The organism is Amycolatopsis ponsaeliensis, assembly GCF_030182635.1.
GTDB lineage: Bacteria > Actinomycetota > Actinomycetes > Mycobacteriales > Pseudonocardiaceae > Amycolatopsis > Amycolatopsis ponsaeliensis.
On the sequence record NZ_JAPZLD010000018.1, the window covers coordinates 108,118 to 130,813 of the forward strand.

Sequence of the window (22,696 nt, forward strand, 5' to 3'; positions counted from 1 at the left end):
GGCACATTTCGCAGGGATAGAACGATTCAGGAACCGTCGAACTTCACATAAGTTCTCACGCGAGGTCGACCGTGGCGCCCCGCGCCCGCTCCCGCCGGACCACCTGGTCCGGGGTCGCTTCGTCCACGACCACCCGGTGGAGGTCGGCCAGCCTGACCAGCCGGTGCAGGGCGCGCCGGTCGAACTTGGTGTGGTCGATGAGCGCCACGCTGCGGGCCGCAGACGCGATCAGCGCGCGGCGGGTGATCACCGTGTCGAGCGACTGGATGTAGCAGACGCCGTCGGACACCGCGGTCGTCGAGAGGAACAGCAGGTCGTAGCGCAGGCCGGCGGCGGCGTCGGCGGTGGCCTGGCCGAGGAACGAGTCGTAGGCGGCGTCGTACCGGCCGCCGAGCCCGATCAGCTCGATACCCGACTGGGCGGCGAGCGCCCGGATCACCGGCTGGAAGTGCGTGACGACGGTGAGCGGCGCCTTCGCGGGCAGCAGCCGGGCGAGCACGAGCGACGTCGTGCTGTCGTCCAGGGCGATGACCTGACCGGGCTGGACCTCGGTGCGCACGACCTCGCGGGCGATGGCCAGTTTCGCGTCGACCTGCGCCTGCATGCGGTGTTCGAGGTCGCCGTGGAAAGTCGTGGTCGGCGCGCTGGTTGCGCCCCCGCGCACCTTGTGCAGGAAGCCGAGCCGCTCCAGCTCGTCGAGGTCGCGGTGGACGGTCATGATGCTGACGCCGTAGTTCTCGGCCAGCGTGTCGACCCGCACGAACCCGGCCTCGGCGACCTGCCGGCGCATCGCGCCACGCCGAAGCTCGGGGTTACGCCGTGCGCCGTCGGGAATGTTCACGCCGCCCAGCATGCACCAGCCCCCGCGCGATCCGCTCACTCCATGAGCTTTTCCAACTCCCGGGTGGCGTCCGCAGAGTCCGAAAGCGTCTTCATGGCGAGGAAGCCGGCCAGTTCGGACGCCGGCCGGTCGAGGTGGCGCCCGGCCCGTTCGGCGACGTCGGCCGCATCGTCGGCGATCCCTTTCGAAACCAGCAATGACACCGCGTCCGCCCACTTCGGGGAGCCGATGAGGTCGCGGACGGTCCGCACGGGAGGCGGCGAGAGACACGGATCGGGCACCGTCCAGCTGTGCCGGCCGTGCCGGACTTCGACGAGCTCCTCACCCGGGACATACACCTTCGCCGTCACCCCCGGCGGGACCACGACGTCCAAACTGAACTGCCCGTCGCGCCGCCGCCACGCCACCGAGGCCTCGCCGTAGGGCGTCTCGTGCCGGGCTGAAGCGTGCGTGAGCGCGGCGTCCGGAATCGGGTGCACGGTCAGCTCGCGGTAGCCCGGCGCGGACGGCGCCAGGCCGGCCACCGTGCGGTGCATCCAGTCGGCCACCGCGCCCAGCGCGTAGTGGTTGAACGAGGTCATCTCGCCCGGGTTGACCGTCCCGTCCGGCAGCATGCTGTCCCAGCGCTCCCAGATCGTTGTCGCCCCCATCGTGACCGGATACAGCCACGACGGGCACCCGCGCTCCAGCAGCAGCCGGTACGCCAGCTCCGGATGCCCGGCGCTGGTCAGCGCGTCCGTGATCAGCGGGGTGCCGACGAATCCGGTGGCGATGCGGAAACCGCTGGTGCGCACCAGGTCGGCCAGGCGCCGGCCGGCTACGGACCGCTGCTCCGGCGTCGGCAGCAGCGCCCACTGGATGGCCTGTGCGTAGACGGTCGGCGCGTCCGAGAGCACCCGGCCCGAGCCGGTGACGTACTCCCGCGCGAACGCCTCCCGCGTCCGTTCGGCCAACCTCCGGTATTCCGCACCATCGCGGCCCAGCACCTCGGCGGCAGCGGCCACGATATCCGCGGACCGCGCGAGGTACGCCGTCGCGACCACGTCGGAGTCGGCTTTCGCGGCGAACGGGTTGTCCGGTGGTGCGGCCGGGTCGAGCCAGTCGCCGAACTGAAACCCGCCGGACCAGACGCCGCCCCTGGCCAGCGAAGCGATCTTGTCGACCCACCCGCGCATGCTGCCGAACTGCCGCCCCAGCACCTCCGCGTCTCCGAACCGCTGGTAGAGCACCCACGGCACGACGACCGCCGCGTCGCCCCAGGCGGTCGCCGTCGGGTCGTCGTCGCCCAGTACGTCCGGGATCACGAACGGCACCGCGCCGTCCGGATGCTGGTCGGCCGCCAGGTCGGCCAGCCACGAGCGCAGGAACCCGGCACTGTCGTAGAGGAAGCTCGCCGTCGGTGAGAAGACCTGGATGTCCCCCGTCCAGCCGAGCCGCTCGTCACGCTGCGGGCAGTCGGTCGGCACGTCGAGGAAGTTCCCGCGCATGCCCCACACGACGTTCTCGTGGAACTTCTCCAGGTCCGGATCCGAACAGCTGAACCAGCCGGTGCGCCGCAGATCGCTGTGCACCACGACGGCCTCGAGGTCATCGGCCCGCAGATCGTCCACTCCGGACACCTCGGCGTACCGGAAACCGTGGAACGTCAGGCTGGGCTCCAGCACGGTCTCCGCGGCGCCGGACAGGACGTAGGTGTCGGTCGCCTTCGCCGACCGCAGCGGGCGCACGCCCAGCTCACCGTTCTCCAGCACCTCGGCGTGCCGAACGGTGACCTCCCGCGCGTCGCGCACGCGCAGCCGCACCCAGCCGACGACGTTCTGCCCGAAGTCGGCCAATGTCGTCCCGGACGGTGCCGTCCACACCTTCACCGCCGGTATCACCTCGGTCACCCGCACCGGCGGGCCCTCCGGGGCGACCAGGCGGCCGAAGTCGGCGTCCACCACCTCGACGTCGTCCACAGTGGACGGCTCGGCCGTCAGATCGGTGTGCTGCCCGTCGTAGAGGTCGTCGGCGACGATCCGGCTCTCGCGGGCCGACCACCGCTCGTCGGTGCCGATGACCTCGGTCGAGCCGTCGGCGTAGGTGACCTCCAGCTGCGCCAGCAGGGCGAGCCGGTCGCCGTAGAGCGCACGCCGGCCGGTCCAGCCGAGCCGGCCGCGGTACCAGCCGTTGCCGAGCAGCACTTCCAGGTCGTTGGTCCCCTCGCGCAGCAGCGAGGTGACGTCGTGGGTCTGGTACCGCAGCCGGTGCCGGTAGCTCGTCCACCCGGGAGCCAGGACCTCGTCGCCGACGCGTGTGCCGTTGATCGTCGCGGTGTAGACGCCGTGCGCCGTCGCGTACAGCCGGGCGGAGACTATGCCGGGCCGCAGCGTGACGGACCGGGTGAGGATCGGGGCGCGCTGCCCGATGCCGCCGATCGTGCGGGGGCTGACGAACTTTGCCGACCAGTCTTCGGCTAGCAGCCCGGTTTCCACCGTCGCGGGCTCCGACCAATCACCTCCAGGCTCGACGCGGACCCGGATCGTCGCGCGGGTCCGCGACGGCAGCGGTGCGAACGGCCACGGCACCAGCACCTGCTCGGCCGAGGCGACCCGGGCCGTGCGCGAACCGTCCAGTTCGATCTCGTAGGCGGTCTGCGCCCAGTCCGGATCGTCGGTGCGCACCTGCCACGACAGCCGTGGCGTGCCGGTGCCGATTCCGAATGCGGTGTCCAGGTGCTCGAACCGGACGGCGGTGACGGTCAACGGTCGCTCTCCTTTTCGTGCTGTACCAGCCGCACCGGACCGAACAGGCCGGTGCGGACCTGTCCGGCTGCCACGGCCGACGTCGGTGACGCGTCGTCGAGGTACCCGGCGAGGGTCCCGCGGACGACGACCTCCAGTTCGTTGGCTCCCGGCCGGAGCGCGTCCGAAATTTCGGCCCGCCAGGGTCCCCAGACCAGCCGGTCGACCAGGTGCCCGTTCACCACGACGTCCGCGGTGCCGCGGACCTCGCCGAGGTCGAGCACGACGCGACCGGGCGGGGCCTCGATCGTCGTGCGGTACCGGACCAGACCGCCGAGCGCGCGCAGCCCGAGGTCCTCCCAGCTGCGCAGCTCGACCGGCACCTCGGCCGTCTCCACCTCGATCCCGGCGTCGAGCAGGGCGCCGCCGCGGCGCCCGTCGACCGCGCGGAACCGCAGCTGGACCGGAGTGCCCCCGGGCAGCGGTTCGGGGAACCGGACGCGCTGGTCGACCGGTTTGCACTCGCTCTCCCCGACTCGCACGAGCACCTCGAGATCGGTCGGGATCCGCAGCGCCACCGCGCCGAGCGGGGCCGGGAAGGTCAACGTTTCGGTGCGCTCCCCGGCCGGTTCGACGTCCGGGACCACGGGCACGACGACGTCGCCGGGCGCGGCCGCGGGTTCGAGCCAGTGCGCGCCGGGCAGGGGGTGCGGCCGCGGGTGCAGGCACAGGAAGCGCGGGTCGCGCTTGTGCGTACGGCGCACCTCGCCCCAGTCCGGACCGCTGACCAGCCGCGGGTCGGCCGAGTCGACGGCCACCGGTCCGGACGTGAGGAGCGTGAGGGTGTTCTCGCCGGGTCGGAGGTGTTCGCGCAGGTCGTAGGGGTGGATGCGGATCTCGCGGAAACCCGGGTAGGGGTTGAAGTCGCCCTGGCGCCCGACCTCGGTGCCGTTCACCAGCACCCGGCAGGCTTCCTCACTGGCGACCTGCACGATCGCCTCGCCGGGCCACTCGTCGACGTCGAAGGTGCGGCCGATCTCGCCACCGGCAAGCCATTCCGGCCTGCGGTAGGCCGCCGGATCGGTGACGACCGCGAACGACGCCCGTAGCGGGCCGTCCTGGACGGCGGTGAGCTCGATCTCCACGCGCACCGGGCGGCCGGCCGGAAGCGGGCTGAACGACTGGTACCCGGGGCTGTCGGCGGGCAATTCCGCGCCGTCCGCGAACACCCGCCGCGCCGCGCTCGCCCCGACCGCGAGGAACAGCCCCTCGCGGTCGGGCAGGGGAAGATACGTCCGGATCGCGACCGTCTCCCCGGCGCGGACGTGCCGCCAGTCGAGGAACTCCTCGGGCACGTACCCCTTGGGGCCCAGCGTTTCCCCGTGTCCCGGGTCGTCACGGATGCCGCGGGACAGCGACCAGGTGGCGGGCCGCCACCCGGCCGCGTCCCGGACCTCCGCGAACACGCCGTACCCGGCCAGGGCGGCACCGAACCGCCAGACCTCGAGCGGCAGGACCCCGGTGCGGGCCGGGTCGGCGAGGTCGCCGTGCCGGTTGTCCAATGTGGACTCGGCGACCGCGTGCCAGCCGTCGACGACCGCCTCGCCGACCACTGGCCCGGGTGGGGTGCGGGTCGGCTCGGGCAGGTCGTCGCCGAACGCGAGCAGCGTGATCGGACCGTCGGTGAAGGCGACCTCCACCTCGCCGTGCACGACGGGGACGTTCGTGCGGTCCCCGGTGCGCGGGTTCCACCACTGGGCCTGCCCGGTGACCCCGCGGACGCGGGCGACCCGGTCGCCGGGCGGCACGAACTCGTACCCGGTCTCGTGCAGCTGCCGCCAGTACTCGTCCCACGGGAAGCCCTGGTTCGTCCAGTCCTTCCGGTCGAGGTCGATGATCGGCGCGCGGGTGCCGGTGTGCTCGTCGTGCGCGGTGAGCAGCAGGACGTGCCGGTCACCGTGGCGGCGCAGCAGGAACGGGACGTCGGCGGTGATCCGGGGTTCCGGCAGCAGCGCGGGCACGTCGTCCGGCTCCGCGACCGTGATCGCGCCCTCGACCGCCGGACCCCCGACGCAGACCACTGTCCCGCCGGCCGCGGCGAACTCGGCGAGCCGGGCTGCCGCGGCCGGGAGCAGCAGCTCGACCTCGGGCAAGACCACCGCGCGGTAGGTCTCCTCGCCGATCCGCAACCCCTCCGCGGTCACCGTTCCCGACGCGATGGTGGCCTCGTCGAGCGTGTCGTGGTCGATGCCGGCCCGCTCCAGCACGCCGCGTTCCTCGGCGAACCACGTGCCCACGCCGTTGAGCGCGTGGAAGGTGGCGCCGGCCCGCTCTGCGGGCGGCAGCGGACCGTCGAGTGTGAGGTAGGCCTGTGCGGTGCTGGTCGGCGACAGCAGCACGACGTCGCATTCGTGGGTGCCGGTGGTCAGCACCGAGCACAACCGGCTCACGGCGCCGGAGAACTGGTGGTAGGACGGCCAGTACGGCTGGCGCCAGCAGGTCGACGGCGGCGCCCACTCCCACCAGCCGCCCGCCGTCGAGTAGTACACCGCGTGGGGGTCGTAGAGCGTCGCGCCCCGGCGCAGGAACGGCGCGAGCCAGTCGTAGGTCTCTTCGAGCGTGCCGCCCCAGCCGGAGGAGTGGAACGCCTCGATCCAGGTGCGCGGGTGCCCGTGCGCGTGGGCGAGCGAGCTGTGCACCTTCGCGTCGCCCCAGTGGTCGCTGCCCGGCGCGCCGTAGCCCGAGTGCGTGCCCAGGTAGTCGCCGTAGATCCGCACCCCGCCGACCGGGTCGCCCTCGCGTGCCGGGCTGGCCTGGTCGAACCCGCAGATCAGGCCGCGGTCGCCGAACCACCCGGCCAGTGGATCGAAGAACGCGCGACGGGCGAGCCGGGCGCGGTGTTCCTGGTAGTCCCGCCGGATGCGGGCGGACTCGGCGTCCGCGCCTTCGTAGAGCGCGGACAACCGCGGGGTGAGCTCGTAGCCGTGGTGCTCGGCGAAGGTTTCCGCGAAGTCGTGCCCCCACGTCGGCAGCGGCGGCAGCTCGTCCTGGAAGAACCCGGGGATGACGGTCCCGAACCAGTGGCCGAGGTGCCGTTCCAGCTCGCCGTGCACCTGGTCGATCAGAGCCGCGCAGGCCGCTTCGCCGAAGTAGTCGAAGCCGCTGACGCGGTGGCCGATCGTGCCGTCGGGCTCGCGGTGCAGGGCCCGCCCGGCGAACTCCGGGCGGGCCGCGGTGAGGCGGCCCTGGAAGTTCGCCCCGGAAAACCCGATCTGGTCGTACATCCACAGCCGGAAGCCCAGCTCGGCGGCGTCCGCGCAGGCGCCGTCCACCAGCTCGATCCACTTCGGACTCAGGAACGGCGGATCGTCGGCAAGCGAGCCGAACATCGGCCCGGTCGGCGCCAGGCACATCACCACGGCTTGCCGGACGCCCTGCGAGACCAGCTGTTCCAGTTGCCACCGGAGCCGCTCCGCGGTGACCCGGCCGCCGCTCCACCACCAGATCGGCAGCGGGGAGAACTCGGGGCCGGGATCGGTGAACCGGGTCAGCAGTTCGTCGGAACTCATGCGGCCGCGCGCTCCGCCTCGATCTGTTCCAGCGACTTGCCGGAGGTGTTCGGCATGAAGAAGAACCCGGTCGCGCCGCTGATCACCAGGAACAGCGTGAGCAGACCGCCGGCGAGGGCGAACCCGCCGCCGGCCAGCGTCGGCAGGAAGAAGCTCCACACACCCAGCAGCGTCCGCGCGACGCCGAAGGTGAAGCCCTGCGCGGTGCCGCGCAGCATCGTCGGGAACAGTTCCTGGCTCCACACCTTGTAGAAGGCCTCGCCGGCGAGCGAGCAGCCGACGCCGAACAGCACGATGTTCGCGATGATCACCGGGATGGTGAACGGCAGCACGACGTAGATGCCGTAGGCCACGACCTGCATCACCGAGCCGATGCCCCACATCCACTTGCGCGTGCGGTGGCTGCGGTCGGCGAACTTCATGAACACCAGCATCGTCACGCCGATGCCGATCACGAACCCGGCGCACGACAGGGCGACGCCGGCCGCCTGGCTGCCCGCGTTGAGGGTCTTGATGACGTACGGCGTGAAGATGCCGCCGGTGCCCGCCGCGATGTTCCAGAACACGTAGACGATCGCGGTGAACAGCAAGGCCTTGAGATGCGCGCCGCTGAACAGTGCTTTCAGCTGGTACTTGACGTCCCTTGTGGTCGACGCCGAGGTCCAGCGGGCCGATTCGGACAGACCGCGCCGCATCGCCCACGTCACCAGCGCGACGACGAACAGATGCAGGAACACGATCCGCGTGCCCAGCAGGTCCAGCGGCGTGAGCACCAGCGACAGCAGCAGCACGATCACCGGTCCCAGGTTCCAGGCGACCTGTGTGAAGCCCAGGAGCTTGCCGCGCGCCTTCGCCGGCGAGAACTCACCGACCAGCGCCAGCGACGTCGGCACGTCCGCGCCCACCGCGACGCCGACGACGAAGGTGCCGATGAACAGCATCGGCGTGTTGACCGCGAGCGCGATGCAGAGAATGCCGAGCGCGTAGACCAGCAGGTCGTACTTGTAGATCCGTTTCCGGCCCAGCTTGTCGCCGAGCCGGCCTCCGACGAACGCGCCGACGGCGCAGCCGATCGCGTTGGGGCCGATCGCCGCGAGCGCGCCCACCGCGCCGTCCGAGAGGCCCAGGTAGCTCTGGAACAAGGCCAGCCCGGCGCCGAGCGCGACGATCGATCCGGCGTCGAGGTAAGAGGCCATGCCCGCGAGCACGGACCACCGCCACTGTTGCCGGCTGATCGTGCCGCCGTCCTCGACCGAGTGGGTTCCGACCGCTTCACTGGATGTCATGCGGGACTCCTCGTCTTCGTTGACGCAGGTCACACTTGAAACGTATTAATCAGGCCAACTCGTCCCGCGGCACCCTGCACCGGGGCGAAGATCGATCACGCGTTCTGCACGCCCGGGACCCGGTCCTCCACCACGAAGCTCGCCCGGGTGGCGACCGGTGCGCCCCGCTTCTGCACGTACGGCAGCACGCGGAAGTCGCTGCGCCAGCGCTCCCGGTTCACGTTCACCCGCACGTAGCCACGCTGAGTGTTGATGAACTTCATGTGCGGGTTCGCGGCGAGGAATTCCTGCGCCTCGTCGGTGGTGTCGGCGCCGTCGCCACCACTGGTCACCGAGGTGCCCACGAACTCGGACGCCACCGTCGGCGAAGTCGGGTCGGCATAGTCGCGCTTGAGGTTCCAGGCGTAGTTCTGGTGCCGGTCGCCGGTGATGACGACCATGTTGCGCACGCCCCGGTCCTGGACCGCCGCCAGCAGCCGATTGCGGTCGGCGACGTAGCCGTCCCACGGGTCGTACCAGACGTCGAGGGCCGGGCCAGGGTCCCGGTCGGTCTGGCCGATCGGGGCCTGGTTGCCGAGAATCTGCCACTGCGCCCGCGAGCGGGAAAAGCCGTCGAACAGCCAGTTCCGCTGCTGCGCGCCGAGGATCGTGCGGTTTTCGTCGAACCGCTCGGTGCAGTTCGTGCCGTTGCCGTCGCCGCAGGGCTGGTCGTCGCGGTACTGACGGGTGTCGACCATCGTGAGGTCGGCCAGGCGACCGTAGTTGAGCCTGCGGTAGATGTGGATGTCCGGGCCGTCCGGCATCTGCGCGCGCCGGAGCGGCAGGTTCTCGTACATGGCCTGGAACGCCGCCGCCCGGCGCCGGCGGAAGACCGCGGGGTCCTGGTCCGGTTCGGTGTCGACCTTCGAGATGTCGCCGGCCCAGTTGTCCTCCACCTCGTGGTCGTCGAAGGTGGTGATGAACGGGTGGGCCGCGTGGGCGTTCTGCAGCGGCGTCTCCATCTTGTACAGCGAGTACTGCAGCCGGTAGCGCGCGAGGTCCATCGCCTCGGTGTGGAACCGGGGGTCGGTCACCACTCCACGCCGGTTCGTGCCCACCCCGGACTCGTAGATGTAGTCACCGAGGTGCACGACGAAGGCCACGTCCTCGGCCGCAATGTGGTCGAAGGCCGTGAAGTAACCGTCCTGCCACGCCTGGCAGGACGCGAAGGCGAAATTCAGCTCACGCGGGTCGGACCACGCGGGGGGCATCGTCCGCGTGCGGCCGGCCGGTGAGATCTCCCCGCCTGCGCGGAACCGGTAAAAGTACTCGTGACCGGGCGCCAGCCCGTGGATCTCCGGGTGCACCGAGTGGCCGAGGTCCGGGGTGGCGACCACCGAGCCGCGGCGCACCACGCGGCGGAACCGGTCGTCCAGCGCGAGCTCGTACTCGACCCGCACCGGAGTGGCCGGCATGCCGCCCTTGCCGTCCACCGCGAACGGGTCGGCGACGAGCCGCGTCCACAGCACGACCCCGTCCGGCGACGGGTCGCCGGACGCGACGCCGAGGGTGAACAGACCGCCGGCCTTGGGTGCGGCGAACGCGCCGGCGGCGTCCCAGGCGCCGGTGCCCACCAGCACCGCGGCCGCCCCGGCACCGCCGAGCCCCAGCGCCCGCCGGCGTGACATGGGTGTCGTCAAGACAGCCTCCTCTGGTGCGGTCATGCCGCTCCGATCACATATCAACGCGGAGATGTGAAGTTAACACCGAAGAGTGTGATGAGGAGGGTAGAGAGCAGAGTTGAAACGTGTCAAGACGCGGTGGCGACCTCGTAGGCGACCTTGTGCTCGTCCAGCTCGCGCAGCGCCTCCGCGTCCGCGCCGTCGTCGACGACGACCCGCTCGAACACCTCGAGCGGCGCGACCCGGTGCAACGCGACCCGGCCGAGCTTGGTGTGGTCGACGAGCAGGACGTTCCGGCTCGCCGCGGCGAGCATCGCCCGCTTCACCGCGACGATGTGCTGCTCCTGGTGGTAGGCGAAGCCGGCAGAGACCGCGGAGGTGGAGACGAAGCAGAGGTCGACCCGGAACGACTCGATCGCGTCGACGCAGGACACGCCGAGGAAGGAGTCGTGGAGGGGGTCGTAGTCGCCGCCGAGCGCCATCAGGCGGATGTCGCGCTCGCGGGCCAGCAGGTTCATGGCCTCGAGGAAGTTGGTGACGACGGTGAGCGGGGTGATCCCGATCAGGCGGCGGACGAGGGCCAGTGCGGTCGTGGAGTCGTCGACCATGACGGCCATGCCGGGCTCGACCAGCGCGGCGGCCCGTTCGGCAATGGCGTCCTTGGCGTGGCGCATGGACTTCATCCGGTAGGCGACGTTGCTCTCGAAGACCCCGGACGGCTGCGCGGTGACCCCGCCGCGGTACTTGCGCACGATCCCCTGGCGTTCGAGCTCGTCGAGGTCCCGGTGGATGGTCATGAGGCTGACCCCGAACCGCTCCGCCAGCTCGGCGGCGCTCACGGAGCCGGCGGACAGCACATGGTCGGCGACGGCCGTCCGCCGCCAGTCCGGCCCGCGACGGGCGTTGTGGTTCTCGGTCATGCCCCTCTTAACATTCTTCGCATCAACATCACACAGCCTGTAACAACCAGCCGCCCAGGTCAAGCTAGCCCTCGGCCGGACCGCCCGTTCGTGCTCAGGTGGTTCACCTGGAGAACCGGCTGAACAGCATCGCTCGTCCGCGCCTGAAGCTCCTGCGATCGCCCGATCGCCGGACCGAAAGGATCAACGGAATGAGCAGGCGAGTGACGATCACCAGGACGAAACAGCGCCTCTTGTCCACAGCGACGCTGTGCGGAATTTCGGCGGTTGCCATGTTCGGCGGTCCGGGTTCCGCATCAGCCGCCCCGCCCGGCTTCTCGTGCCCGTTCACGGCCGCATACAAGGGTTACAAGGCGGGCGAAGATCTGCTGGGAATCGGAACTGCGAAGGTCGAGTGGTGGCGGGACAGTTCGGGCGGCGGCACCGTATTCACCGACTCCGACAACTACTCGACATACGCCGGAGTCATCTACGTCTCCGTGGCCAACCTGCACCACCACGATTGTGCCTGGCGGGTGCGCTGAGCCGGGCCGGCGACGCGCGGCGGCGGTGTGGCGCGCATGCGATCCAAGTCGACCACCCAGAAGGGCACCAGCCACAGCAGTTCAGGGAACGACGTGGTGCCGCCGTACGTGCCCGTGGGACATCGACGCCGACCTGCACACGAAGCTCGCCCTTGGCGGGCAACAGGGCGGATTCGTGCTGGTCACCGGGGAATTCTTCCGCCCCAGCCGCAATGCGCGGCTCCATGGGGCAATTGAGTGTCCGAGATCTTGCTCGCTCGGCCGGCACCGGAGCCCACGAACCGGGTGACGTGCTCTCTGAACAAGCTGATCGGATCACGGCGGCAGAACTGCCGGAGGGCAGCGACCGCCATCTGTCCACGGTGGTCGCTGCCCTCCGTAGCTGCTCTCAGCCACCGTTGTACGGCTGGTAAGCCGGTGCCCGGAATGCCTTGGTGCCGACGCCCGCGATCTTGTCGACCGCGCGCAGGAACTTCGGCCCCATCTTCGCGGTGGCCTGCCGGACCGGGTGCGTGGCCCCGAAGTCCTCCGGGTTCGCTTGGCCGTGCGCGAACATCGAGTAGATCAACACCGGCTTGCCCGCTGCGTCGAACATGATTCCCGCCTCGTTGCGGCCGTCGTTCAGCCAGCCCGCCTTCGTGGCGATCCTCGCCCGATCGACGGACGACATCTCACGGCGGATACCGTCGGTGAAAGCGACCTGCGACCGCAGGATGGACAGCAGGTAGTCCGTCGATGCCGGGCTCAGCAATGTGCCCGCGATCAGCGCCTTCAGCAGGTCGTGGGTCTCGCGCGGAGTGGTCTGGCCGAGGAAGTAGCGGTTCGGGTTGGCCACCGGCGTGACCTGGGTCTTGGGGAAGCCCTTGGTCACCAGGATCTGGTTGATCTCGGCCGCCGGAACCACGAGCCCCACCAGCCGAACACACGTGTCATCCGAAACAGTGAGGAACAGCGACAGGACGTGACCCAGCGTGAACGCACTCGGGTACGCCTTGTCCAGGATGATGATGCCGTCGCCACCCGGCACGACGATGCTCGCCGGCACCTGGACCTGCTGGTCCAGCGTGAGCAGGCCACGGTCGATCTTGTCCATCAAGGTGACCGCGACGGCCACCTTGTTGACGCTGTACGCCTCGACGATCTCGTCGGACGCCACGTCGACGGCCACCTGGTCGGCCACGCTGATGTAGGAGTTCCAGATGCCGCCTGCCTCCGCGGCCGCGGTGTCGTAGACGCGCTTCACTTTCTGCCTGGCCCGGTCCGGTGTGGCCGGGCTGGCCTCGATGTCTGCTTCCTGCGCGAACGCGGGAGAGCCGGTCAGAAGGCTTCCAGCGGCGACAGCGGTCCCCAAACCGAACGCCGCTCGCCTGTTGAGTCGATACCCCATCGCAAGATCCAACCACGGATGGATGAACCGACCGGGTCCGGTGCCGTGTAGGGGGATAAACGGCTCGCCGAAGCCAGCTACGGCGCAGGCGACGGTGGCGAATTCACCGCCGCCGTCATCGACCTGAACGTCCGCAAACCCTTGGTGCGTAACGCGACTACGGCTACCGAGTGCGCGTCGACCGGGTCGGTCTTACGGCCCTGGCCGGTGGCGAACACCCCGCACCTGCGCCGAGCGCTTCGCCGGCGTTACCCGAGGCGCGTCGTCGGCAATCGTGCCGGACGGGATCGTGAAGCCGGCTATGGCACCACGACGAAGCGCTTGCCGCGCAGGTCGGTGCGCTGCCAAGCGGCCTCGATGCCGGTCAGCGGGACTTCTCCAGGTCGAAGGTGCGCTGCCCGGACCGTGTCCATTCGACGATCTGCCCGTAGACCTCACCCAATAGTTTCGCACCCGGCCGAAACGTCGGGTTCACAGCCCGAGCGCGCAACCTCTGTGACGTAGGGCGCAGGCCAGCGAATACCGGCTCGACCAGCGCCACCTCCGGCCCCGAAGGGGCTCGCTCGCGTTGGTGGAGGTACGCCTCGAGGAGGCGGGCCTGACGAAGCTGATCATTGCCGAGGACCTCGATCCCTGGTGCGAGCCGCTCATGAGCGCAGTGCCCGCCAAGCGGGGCTGCCCGAATACCTCACCCCACTTGCATTCCTCGATGAGGACAGCACCACCGTCTTCGACACCCGCTCCCCCGGTCCTGGCCGCCGACGTCGCCGAGAAGGAGTTCCGGGTCAGTACATCGAGGCTTGTGCGCCGGCCTTCGCCGCGAGAGACGTGAAGCTGTTGCGGCGCATCGTGTCCTCGTAGGTGCCGATCGCGAGCGCGAAAGGTGCGCGGGCCCGGTCGTGCGGGGCAGCTGGTCTGCGATGAACCTGCTGTTTGGCTGCAGATTCGCTCCGCCTGGGCGCTGTCGCGTAGCTACGGCGGTGATCACGGCGTGGTGCAGTGGCCGAGTGGCGGACACCGGCAGATCAAAGATCACCCGGACTTGCCCTGCCAACGCGCTTCGCACCGTAGAGTGCCGGCATGCGTGTGCTGTTCAGCAGTCCGGCGCTGGCCGATCACACTTCCCCGTTGATCACCCTCGAGGTCGTCACCGGGCACGCCGGACCCGGCTACGCCCGGGGTCGCTGATGTCCGCCGACAGCGAGTACAGCCGGTTCCTCGACGAACTGCTCCCCGAACTCGAGTTGTCGCTGAGCAAGCGCGAAGATGCCGAAGCGGCGCTGGAGCGGCTCCGCGCCTACTACGCGGCGTTGCCCGCGCCCGGCCGGGAGCCGCGGCCGGAACCGGGCCGGGTCGCCGTCATCGCCCTCGATCCTTGGCGCGACTGGTCCGCCGAGGTCAAGAGCGCGGTGCTGGTCGCGGACCTGGTGATCTGCGACGACCCGCTGCTGTACGTGCAGGACCACATCAGGCGGTTCGCCCACTTCTACCGGCGGACCTTCGGCCGGCGGACCGGCACCCGGCTGCTGGCCCACCTGGCGACGCAGCTCGAGCGGATGTGGGACGTGCTGCCGCTGGTGCGGGCCGGATTCGTCGTGTTCCGGCCGCTGCGCATGGCGGCCGAGGAGACCGTGACCGCGGTGGAGCGCGCGGTCACCGACCACCTCGGCGACCACCTGGAGATGCTCGGCTACGACGTGTACAGCTATCCGCAGTGGGTCGAGTACCGGCTGCCGTTGCTGGCCGAGCACGCGAAGATCGAGTTGGACCGTGAGCTGTGGACGGAGTTCGGCATGGGGCCCGCCGAGATAGCCCGCTTCACCGTCGAGCCGCGGCTGACCTTGCAGTCCCTGACCACGTGGAACGGGTTGCTGCACGCGGAAGCGGTCGACGGGACGTTCTGGAGCACGTCCGACGCGTACTGGCGGCTGGCCCGGGACGCGATGAACGGCCTGCATCCCGGGACGAGGCTGCTGTCCTTCGTCGACACGTTCACCCGGCCGGTCCTGGAGCAGGTGCCGACGCGGGACCTGCTCGCGATCCGGGGGAACGACGAGGCGTTCGACGCCTTCCGGCGGCACCTCGCGTTGACCGAAGACCTGATCGGCTCGGATCCGGACGAGGAGCGGTTCCCCGCCGACGTCATCCGGGTCTTCGACGAGGTGTTTCGGCCGAACATCCGCGTCATCGAGAAGGCCATGCGGCGCAACACTCTGCTGCGTGACCTGCCTTTCGTCCTGGCCACGGCCGGCTTCGCCGTCGTCGGCGGGATGGCCGGCGCCGCACCACCCGCTGCGACGATCTTCGGTGCCCTCTCGAGCCTCCTCGGCTTCGGCCCGGCGGTCCGCGACGGCCTTCGCCGGGAAGCCAAGGTGCACCAGGAGCCGGCGTTCGTGTTCTGGAAACTCGGCGTGCCCGGCGCTTCCTGAGACGTCATTTGTCGAGCAGCCACCGTCAGGGAGTGGCGGTGTAGAGGGTCGTCCGGATGATGTCGGTCAGGACCTCGACGACGTTTTCGTCGTGGGCCGGTTCGGTGCCGCGGACGAGGTGGTTGCCCGCACGTTCGACCATTCAGGTGAGGACGGCCGCGGTCTCGGCCGGGCGGACCGGTCGCATCACGCCGGCGGCGTGGCCGCGTTCGATCGCGTCCTGGGTGACGTCGATGATCGACTGCCTCAGCGTGCGTAACCCGCGCCTGGAAGCGCGCGTTCGCTCCGGCCGGGACGGTGATCATTTCCTGTTCGGGCAACCAGACGCTCGGCGCCACTCACTACGGCGGCGCGCCCCATCCCCCGCCGCCCGCGGACCGGAACTCCGCCCATCCCTGATCTCGGTGGCCCCGGCCGGCTACTGCGGGCGTGCGGGAAGGTCGGCGAGGAACGTCGCGGGCACAGCACGCGGCCGGCGGGGACCCCAGCCCCCGCCGGCGAACAGGACGACGCACGAGCGGCCCGTGCCACCGACCCATCCAGGCTGCGCGCGATCGAACGCCAACAGCGGAGGGCGGTGCCACAAGCTGGCTCCACCCCGCAGCCGAGCACCACCGCCGTCGCGGTACCGGACGACGTAGTCGAGCTTCCGCTCAGGATCGACCGATGGCCCGGGGACCGCGGCGAGGGCGACGGCGAGGCACCCGGCCGGTTCGCTCACGATCACCGCCTGGACCGTCACAGCTCGCCAGCCGGTACGCCGGACCGACTCGTAGCGCATCCACCACACCACCGCGCCCGGAATGAAGCACACCGACACTGCGATCACCACAAACGCAACGGACGACAAGATGTCGCTGCCACTGCTGTACGAGATCGGCAGGACCACCAGGCCGATCACCCAGGCCATGCCGCACGCCGTCGCCCGCAGTGCGACCGCCCCCACTCGTTCCAGCTCGCGGGCCAGTTCCGCCTCCATCACCCCAGCGTACAAACCTCGCCGACGGCGTCGCACCCGCGCGGGCTCGGCGTTCAGCCCGTTTCCAGCCTACGGTTCTTCGCGATGTTCCGGATCTTCTTCGTCGCGCCGGACTCGGCGAGCAGTGCACCTGCTCGATCCGGCCGAACGCGTCGAGGTCGAACCGGCGGGCGCCGTGGATCCGGTCGGTGACCGCGGTGAGGTGGCCGTCGGTGCGGTAGCGGAACGTCCGCTGCTGCACCGGGCGGTCCGGGTTGCCGCCCAGCACGGTCTGGCCGACCAGCTGGTCATTCGCGTTCCACGTCTGGACGAGGCGCAGGCCTGCCGGGCTCGTCCGGGCGGTTTCCCGGCCGGCGGCGTCGTAGGCGAACGTCAGCGCGCGACTGCCGTTGCGCAGCGCGACCGGTGCGCCGGCGGCGGCGAACTCCCACGTCGTCACGGTGCCGCCGGGCGTCCGGCGGCGGAAGCAGCGGCCGAGCGCGTCGTAGTCCGAGGTGCCGGGTGACCGCCGCCGCGACCTCGCAGAACCTCAGCACGGCCGGACGGTCGTCGGTGCGGCGACGCGCGACCACTGCGCAATTCTGGCTGGCGTCGGCGATCACGGCAGAGCGCAGGAACGACTGCGGAAGCGCCGGAAAACCTCCGAACGGTTTCCGGGCCGAGGACCACGAGACCGGGCTCGTCGACGAGCGCGTAGGAAACCTCGATCGTCGAGCTGACCGGGTTTCCCGAGATCCGCGCGCTCGCCCCCCGGTCCGCTTCGAGCGTCCAGTACGAAAAAAGCTCGGGGGCAGGCGACTTGAAAACCATGTCGGGTATTGGCATGCCCACGATGTCTTCGATTTCCACGTACTCTGCCTCGAAGAACGGGTTGCCCATTCCCACGACGGCTACGTGGCGATCTTCGAACAGTGGCGTCCAGGTGCAGAACTCCGGATCCAGCGGCAGGCGGGCGAGGGCGATGTCGACCTCGCGGATCGGTGGGCGAAGTCGGCCTCGTGCAGCGCGCACAGCCGCGGCCACACCGGCTCGATCGCCGCGCGCCAGTAGGCGGCGAGCAGGTCGCAGAACGGCCCGAGCGTGCGCCCGGGATCGTCGTAGAGCGGCCGCACCGCCGTCGGGATCTCTTCCGGCGCCCAGCTTTCGTCGAAGTAGCACCGGATCCCGGCGTCGTCGGTGGCGCGCACGCGCTCGAGCTGGTCGTCGAACGTGTCGGCGGGCTCCGTCAGCGGGTTCAGGAAGCCCGGGAAGGCGTGGTCGATCGAGAGCAGGGTGAAGAGCACGGTGAGGTCGAGGCCGGCCAGCCGGCCGCGAGCCATCGACACCCACGGGCGGTGCAGGTCCACACCCCGGCGGCCCTCGAGGACGTAGACGCTGGTGCGGAGCTCTTCCATCGGCGAACGGGCGAACCGCACCTTCGCCAGGTCGAGCGTCCCCATCACGAGCTCGATCACCCAGCCGATACTACGCACCGCGAGCGCTCGGTGACAGCCATGGCAACGGGAGCCGTCTCGGCGACTTCGGTGCGGCGCAGCTGTGGCGGCTCGCCACCGGGACCGGTCAGGGCTTCCGCTGCGGAGTCCCACCTCGCCGGGCGCGGGCCAGTAGTTCGTCCGCCCACGCACTGGGGTCGCCGACGCGGTCGATCAGGCTGTCCTGGCGCTTGTCCAGGTGTTCGACGAGCCTCCGGTACTGCGTGTCGCGGCCGTCCAGCAAGCGGATCAGGACGTTGATCTCCTCGTGGAAGCGGTGGAACATCTCTTTCGCGCGCCACAGCAGGAACGACTGGTAGTAGGCGAAGAGAACCGGCAGGTACCGGTGGATCCAGGCGAACGCTCGGTCGAGGTCGTTGACCACGTCGGCGAGTACGTTCGCGCGCCGCTGGAGGTCGTCGAGGATCGGTACGATCTCCGCCTGGTACCGCCGCGCCTGGTCGACCGCCTCGTTCAGTGCGTCCTGGTACGCGGTGAGGTCGGCGATGTTCTCCGCCAGCGGCCGCTCCTGGGGCTGATGGCCATCGATGACCTCGTCGGCCGCGGCCGACAACGCCACGATCTGGTAGTCGACGATCATCTGCTCGCCGGTCGGGAACATCTCCAGAAGTGCCGCGCGAGCCTGGGGCACGACCTTGGCGAAATGGTCGGCGACCTTGTCCATCAGCAGGTCGGTGATCTTGTTGGCCGATTCGGACACACCGATGCGGGTGAATCCCTCGGCGAGCGGGTTCGCGGCGAAGAACCGGTTGATCCGGCCCGGGCCGCGGCCCGGGTAGTCGGACAGATCGATGTTCCTCGCCAGCACGCGGTCGTCGCCGTGCGCCTCGGTGTCGTAGGAGAACGACACGCGCCCGACCACCTTTCGGCCCTGTGGTGGCACCTCGGGATTGCCTGCCGGCGCGGCAACGGGTGCCGAGCCGCCACCGCGCAGGTGCGCTTCGAGCAGGTCGGGTTGCGGTGCGCCGGGCCGGATCCGGGCCGGCTCACCCGTTCTCGACCGCGTGCGCGGCTGGAAGACAGGCAACTGCGATCCTGGTTCGCTGGCCGGGCGCGGCCTGGCCAGTGTTTCCGGGGACTGCCGCCACCTGTTCTCGGGCAGTCCGGCGTCGATGGCGCTCTGCCGCAGCATCGCCGCGGGCCGGTAGTGCCCGGACGCGTCGTCCCAGCGGGTGACCTGCCCGGTGTTCCGGCTGATGGTCACCGTGCCCGCCCACGTGACGCGGTGACCCCGTGCCGCCTCCGTGTGCCCGGCCGGCCCGCCCTCGATCGTGGTCCAGCGCCGCTTGACCGCGTAGATCCGCTCGTCCTGAACCACGAAGACGTAATTGCCGCTCGCGTGTGACGTGCGGCCGCGCAGATCGACCTCCCGCCATTTCCCGCGCACCAGTCTCAGCTCGACCCGGCGGACGGTGTCCGGTTCGTCCCGGGGAAGGTTGCCCAAGGTCGGCCGGTCCTCGAATTCCGGACCCGCGCCGCCGACGGGCAACGGCACTTTGCGGCCCTCGTCACCGAAGCTCGGGATGTCATAGGTGGCACCCGTTCGGTCGGCGCGCTCGCGCGGTACGGCGCGCGCGGCTGCTCGGACCACGACGGTGTCATCGGTGGTGGCGGCGCGGACAGCACCGGTGATCGCGTCACGAACCACCGAGGTGAGCCGTCGCCGGTCGTCCGGTGCCATGGACTCCGGCACACTGATGTCGTCGGGCAGGTGGTAACACCGTTTGACGGATCCGTTGCCGCTGCTCAACGTCGGCTCCGCCCCGGCCGGAAGGGTGGGTTCCAGCCGTATCTGTTCGACAGTCCCACCACCTCGTCGCTGGACAAGTCCCTGATCACCGTCACGCCCTCGCCTTCGGCATTCCTGACAATCACCGTGTAGCTCCCGCCGCCTTCGTTGAGAACCCGCGCGACAGCGTCGTCGTGAGGCTGAACGTGCGGCACGGACTGCTGTTCGCGCCGCAGATCGCGTTCACTGAGGTGACCGCGCTCAGCCTGCTGATCCCCGAAATGCAGGGTGTCCGCGCGCTCTTCCGGAGCCGGAGCCGCCCTGCGCACGGGTTCCGGCACCTGCTCACGTTCCTCGGGCGACGGTGCCGTCTGCTTGGGTCCCCCGCGCTTGCGTTTGCCGGACGACATCGACGTCACCTGCTTGCTCCCGCCCGCGGCAGGCTCCACCGCGGACGGGACCTGCTGTGCGGGCGGCAGCTGATGCGCGGTCCCGGGACCTGGCACACCCGGTGGCGGCGGTTCGATGGGCCTGCCGAAGCCCGCGACCTTCGGGCTCAAAGTTTCGGCCTTCGGCACCGGCGGAGCGGCGTCCGGCGCTTGGAAGCCGATCGGACGTTTGGCCGGTGCCAACGGAATTTCCGGCACCGGCGGTGGCGGTGGCGGCTTGGGCAGTGCCGGTTCCGGCACCGGCGGGATCGGGATTCGGGTTTCCACCGCGGTCAACGCGGTGCCGGCGACCTTTCCGGCACCCGCGAGGCTCAACAGGTTGTTCAGCACCGTGACGAACAAGCGCACATCGCGAGCCTCGTCGGCATAGGCCTGTGCGAAGACGATGAACATCCGGCGGCCCGAAGCGGTGTGCGGCGAGAAGCCGTACCTCCCGAAGTCGAACCCGATGGTGCCGAAAAGGATGTTCTCCAGACCTCGCAGGTCGAAGGGGTCGCTGACGGCGTGCACCGCGCCCGCGGCCAGCTCTCGGACGCGCGACTCGAAAACGACCGCCAGCCAGGCGGCTCTGCCCTGACCGTGGGTGGCGTCGTAGTAGAGCTGCTCCAGGCGCGGCGGTTCTTTGAGAACCCTGCTGACTTCCTCTGCGTCGTACCCTTTTCTCGGGTCCGGGATCGGAACCAGCTTGTCGTACGGCAAAACGATGCCCTGGTCGAGATAGGGACCGGAAACCGCCGGATCGGGATACCCGGACAGATCCTCGGGTGAACGCTTGACGCGCTCCGCCTCCTGCTCGGCTTGCCACGTGGCTTCCTCGGCCTGCTGCCGCGTACGTCGTTCGCGCAGCTGGTCACGCTCCCGCGCGGAGAGCAACGTGTACGTGCCGGGGTTCGACTCGTAGGCCGTCATCAGGTTGGCCAGAGCACCCTTGCCGCCGGCCTCGAGGTAGGCCCGGAAGACGCCGACCGCGTACGAAAGCCGCTCGGCATCGTCGCGGAAATGGGAGTGACGCAGGTTCGCGTCGGCCCGTGCCGGGTCGGCCCGGTAGTCCGCCCTGCCCTCGAGCGCCTTCGCGCCCGGGTGGCTGGTGACCTTCCGGATCGCCGCCTCGCGCTCATCGCCGGACGTCCCGGAGACAGGACGCAGCCGTACCGCGGAAGGCTCGCCCTTGTGCTGGTAGGACGGCACGGCGTAACGGCCGGCGCTTTCCCGCCGCGGGTCGTAGGGCTCGCGGACCTCCACCACCGCGCCGGCGCCGACACCGTGCCGGTCGGCGAGGAGGCGCTCCGCCTCGGCCAGGCTGGCCGCCACCGCACGGGTCAGTGCCCGGCCGAGTGCCGCCAGCTGGTCGTCGGATGGCACTCCCGCGATCCGCAGGGTGATCGGCACGTGGCAGTCGATCCGCATCAGGCCGGCCCGCTCAAGCGGCGGAAAAGCCGAGCTGGACTGCGGACAGGCTGGTGAGCTGCGGCGACGACACCTGCGTCGCGTTCGCGAGGAGGAAATAGCGGAACAGGCTGAGGTCGACCAGGCCGAATCGGCTGTCGACGGCCGCCGTGACGTCGTAGGAGGCGGGGAGGGTCTGGGTGTCGCTGCGGATCTCGGCCAGCTTGTCCGGCACCGGGGCGGCGACGGTCAGCTGCGCCCGGCCGAGAGTCAGGATGAGCCGGGTTGTTCCGCCCCCGAACTGGCCGATCGCGCGAAACGACGTCAGCCGGATGTGGTCGGGCAACGTCAGGCCCATCACCGCGGTGCCACCGGCGGCCCCGGCCTGTGGATGCCCCGCGCCGTTCGCGTCGTAGGTCCAACCGTCGCGCTGAGGCGTCGGCGGGAAATCCAGTGGCACGGTGAGCACCTGAGGACCCACGGCGCCACCGGCGGCGAGGTCGAGCGCGGCGTCGACCTGGAGGACCACGGTGGACAGTTGCCGGAGGTCACTGGTGATCGTGTCGAACCGCACGTTGAACCCGTTGGCGCCACCCGCGGAGATGCGGTCGACGTTGTCCACCCAGTCGGTGTGCTGGAACTTGGGGTCATACCGTGGATCGGTCATGACGTCCTTTCCGAAAGTCAGGCCGGCGGGGTGAAGCCGAGGTGGATCGCCTGGATCTGCAGCCTGCCACTGGCCGAGCACTGGTATGAGACGGTCACGAAGTACCGGAAAGTGCTGAGATCGACCAGGGCGAGGTCGTTGCCCACCGTCGATTGGAGGTCGAAATCTCCGACGGTGGTGAGGGACACGCCGCCCAGCTTCGTCGCGGCGGGCGTGGCGCCGAGCAGCGGAATGCGCATCACGGAAATGGTCGCGGTGTTGGTCCCTCCCGCATCGATCCCGCCGACGATCCGCACCGTGGTCAGCCGGGCGCGGTCGGGCGGGACGAAGTTCGCCACACCGGCACAGGCTCCGAGCTGGGCATTGCTCAACCCGGTCTGGAAGCCCACGTTGGTGGTTTCGAAGCCCAAGGCGGGCGGAACGTCGCGCAGCTGAGGGGTGAAGGTGATCCGCGCCGGCGTGTCCGGTGTGGACGTGCGGACCGTGCGGATCGCCGTGGCGATCTCGGTGACCACAGTGGACGCTTCACGCAGGTCGCGCTCGATGGCGTTGAACCGGATGTTGAAGCCGTTCGGCCCGCTCGCCTCCACCCGGTCCACCTTGTCCACCCAGTCGGTGTGGTGGAACACCGGGGTGTAGCTCACATCGGCCAT

General features: G+C 70.0%; 16 protein-coding genes. 3 read left to right on the forward strand and 13 right to left on the reverse strand.

Annotated features, from left to right (window positions below):
• Window positions 1-55 precede the first annotated feature (55 nt).
• The 6 genes from QQ657_RS26220 to QQ657_RS26245 form a co-directional block, all read right to left on the reverse strand.
• Window positions 56-841, reverse strand: a complete 786-nt coding sequence (locus QQ657_RS26220; protein WP_284744906.1) for a DeoR/GlpR family DNA-binding transcription regulator — start codon at window positions 839-841, stop codon at window positions 56-58.
• A gap of 35 nt (window positions 842-876) precedes the next feature.
• On the reverse strand, window positions 877-3,585 hold the full coding sequence (locus QQ657_RS26225; protein WP_284744907.1) for a glycoside hydrolase family 78 protein: 2,709 nt from the start codon (window positions 3,583-3,585) through the stop codon (window positions 877-879).
• Window positions 3,582-7,133, reverse strand: a complete 3,552-nt coding sequence (locus QQ657_RS26230; RefSeq protein ID WP_284744908.1) for a hypothetical protein — start codon at window positions 7,131-7,133, stop codon at window positions 3,582-3,584. The genes QQ657_RS26225 and QQ657_RS26230 overlap by 4 nt, the downstream gene beginning before the upstream one ends.
• Window positions 7,130-8,419, reverse strand: coding sequence for an MFS transporter (locus QQ657_RS26235; protein WP_284744909.1), 1,290 nt, complete (start codon window positions 8,417-8,419; stop codon window positions 7,130-7,132). The genes QQ657_RS26230 and QQ657_RS26235 overlap by 4 nt, the downstream gene beginning before the upstream one ends.
• A gap of 95 nt (window positions 8,420-8,514) precedes the next feature.
• Complete coding sequence (locus tag QQ657_RS26240) at window positions 8,515-10,122, reverse strand: alkaline phosphatase D family protein (RefSeq protein WP_434056776.1); 1,608 nt, start codon at window positions 10,120-10,122, stop codon at window positions 8,515-8,517.
• A gap of 86 nt (window positions 10,123-10,208) precedes the next feature.
• Window positions 10,209-11,000 (reverse strand): DeoR/GlpR family DNA-binding transcription regulator, encoded by a 792-nt coding sequence (locus tag QQ657_RS26245; RefSeq protein ID WP_284744910.1) that lies wholly within the window; start codon window positions 10,998-11,000, stop codon window positions 10,209-10,211.
• A gap of 98 nt (window positions 11,001-11,098) precedes the next feature.
• Between QQ657_RS26245 and QQ657_RS26250 the strand changes: the two genes are divergently transcribed.
• Entirely contained in the window at window positions 11,099-11,524 is a 426-nt protein-coding gene (locus QQ657_RS26250; protein ID WP_284744911.1) for a hypothetical protein, read from the forward strand.
• A gap of 388 nt (window positions 11,525-11,912) precedes the next feature.
• Here QQ657_RS26250 and QQ657_RS26255 read toward each other — a convergent pair whose 3' ends face one another.
• A complete protein-coding gene (locus QQ657_RS26255) occupies window positions 11,913-12,875 on the reverse strand; it encodes a serine hydrolase (RefSeq protein WP_434056779.1) in 963 nt (320 codons plus the stop codon).
• Between the two features lie 1,223 nt (window positions 12,876-14,098).
• On the opposite strand from QQ657_RS26255, the gene QQ657_RS26260 reads away from it, so the two are divergent.
• The gene (locus tag QQ657_RS26260) at window positions 14,099-15,340 is read left to right on the forward strand and encodes a hypothetical protein (protein ID WP_284744913.1); all 1,242 of its coding nucleotides are present in this window, start codon (window positions 14,099-14,101) and stop codon (window positions 15,338-15,340) included.
• A gap of 418 nt (window positions 15,341-15,758) precedes the next feature.
• Here the strand turns inward: QQ657_RS26260 and QQ657_RS26265 are convergent, their stop codons facing one another.
• A complete protein-coding gene (locus tag QQ657_RS26265; RefSeq protein WP_284744914.1) occupies window positions 15,759-16,319 on the reverse strand; it encodes a hypothetical protein in 561 nt (186 codons plus the stop codon).
• 124 nt (window positions 16,320-16,443) lie between these two features.
• Here QQ657_RS26265 and QQ657_RS56990 point away from each other — a divergent pair, with 124 nt between their 5' ends.
• On the forward strand, window positions 16,444-16,824 hold the full coding sequence (locus QQ657_RS56990) for a hypothetical protein (RefSeq protein WP_284744915.1): 381 nt from the start codon (window positions 16,444-16,446) through the stop codon (window positions 16,822-16,824).
• A gap of 385 nt (window positions 16,825-17,209) precedes the next feature.
• Here QQ657_RS56990 and QQ657_RS26275 read toward each other — a convergent pair whose 3' ends face one another.
• The 5 genes from QQ657_RS26275 to QQ657_RS26295 form a co-directional block, all read right to left on the reverse strand.
• Window positions 17,210-17,773 (reverse strand): hypothetical protein, encoded by a 564-nt coding sequence (locus QQ657_RS26275; RefSeq protein WP_284744916.1) that lies wholly within the window; start codon window positions 17,771-17,773, stop codon window positions 17,210-17,212.
• 106 nt (window positions 17,774-17,879) lie between these two features.
• Window positions 17,880-19,562 carry a hypothetical protein gene (locus QQ657_RS26280; protein ID WP_284744917.1) on the reverse strand — a complete coding sequence of 561 codons (1,683 nt, stop codon included), beginning with the start codon at window positions 19,560-19,562 and terminating at the stop codon, window positions 17,880-17,882.
• Entirely contained in the window at window positions 19,559-21,379 is a 1,821-nt protein-coding gene (locus tag QQ657_RS26285; RefSeq protein ID WP_284744918.1) for a hypothetical protein, read from the reverse strand. The genes QQ657_RS26280 and QQ657_RS26285 overlap by 4 nt, the downstream gene beginning before the upstream one ends.
• A gap of 31 nt (window positions 21,380-21,410) precedes the next feature.
• Window positions 21,411-22,043, reverse strand: a complete 633-nt coding sequence (locus tag QQ657_RS26290; protein ID WP_284744919.1) for a hypothetical protein — start codon at window positions 22,041-22,043, stop codon at window positions 21,411-21,413.
• 17 nt (window positions 22,044-22,060) lie between these two features.
• Entirely contained in the window at window positions 22,061-22,696 is a 636-nt protein-coding gene (locus QQ657_RS26295) for a hypothetical protein (RefSeq protein WP_284744920.1), read from the reverse strand.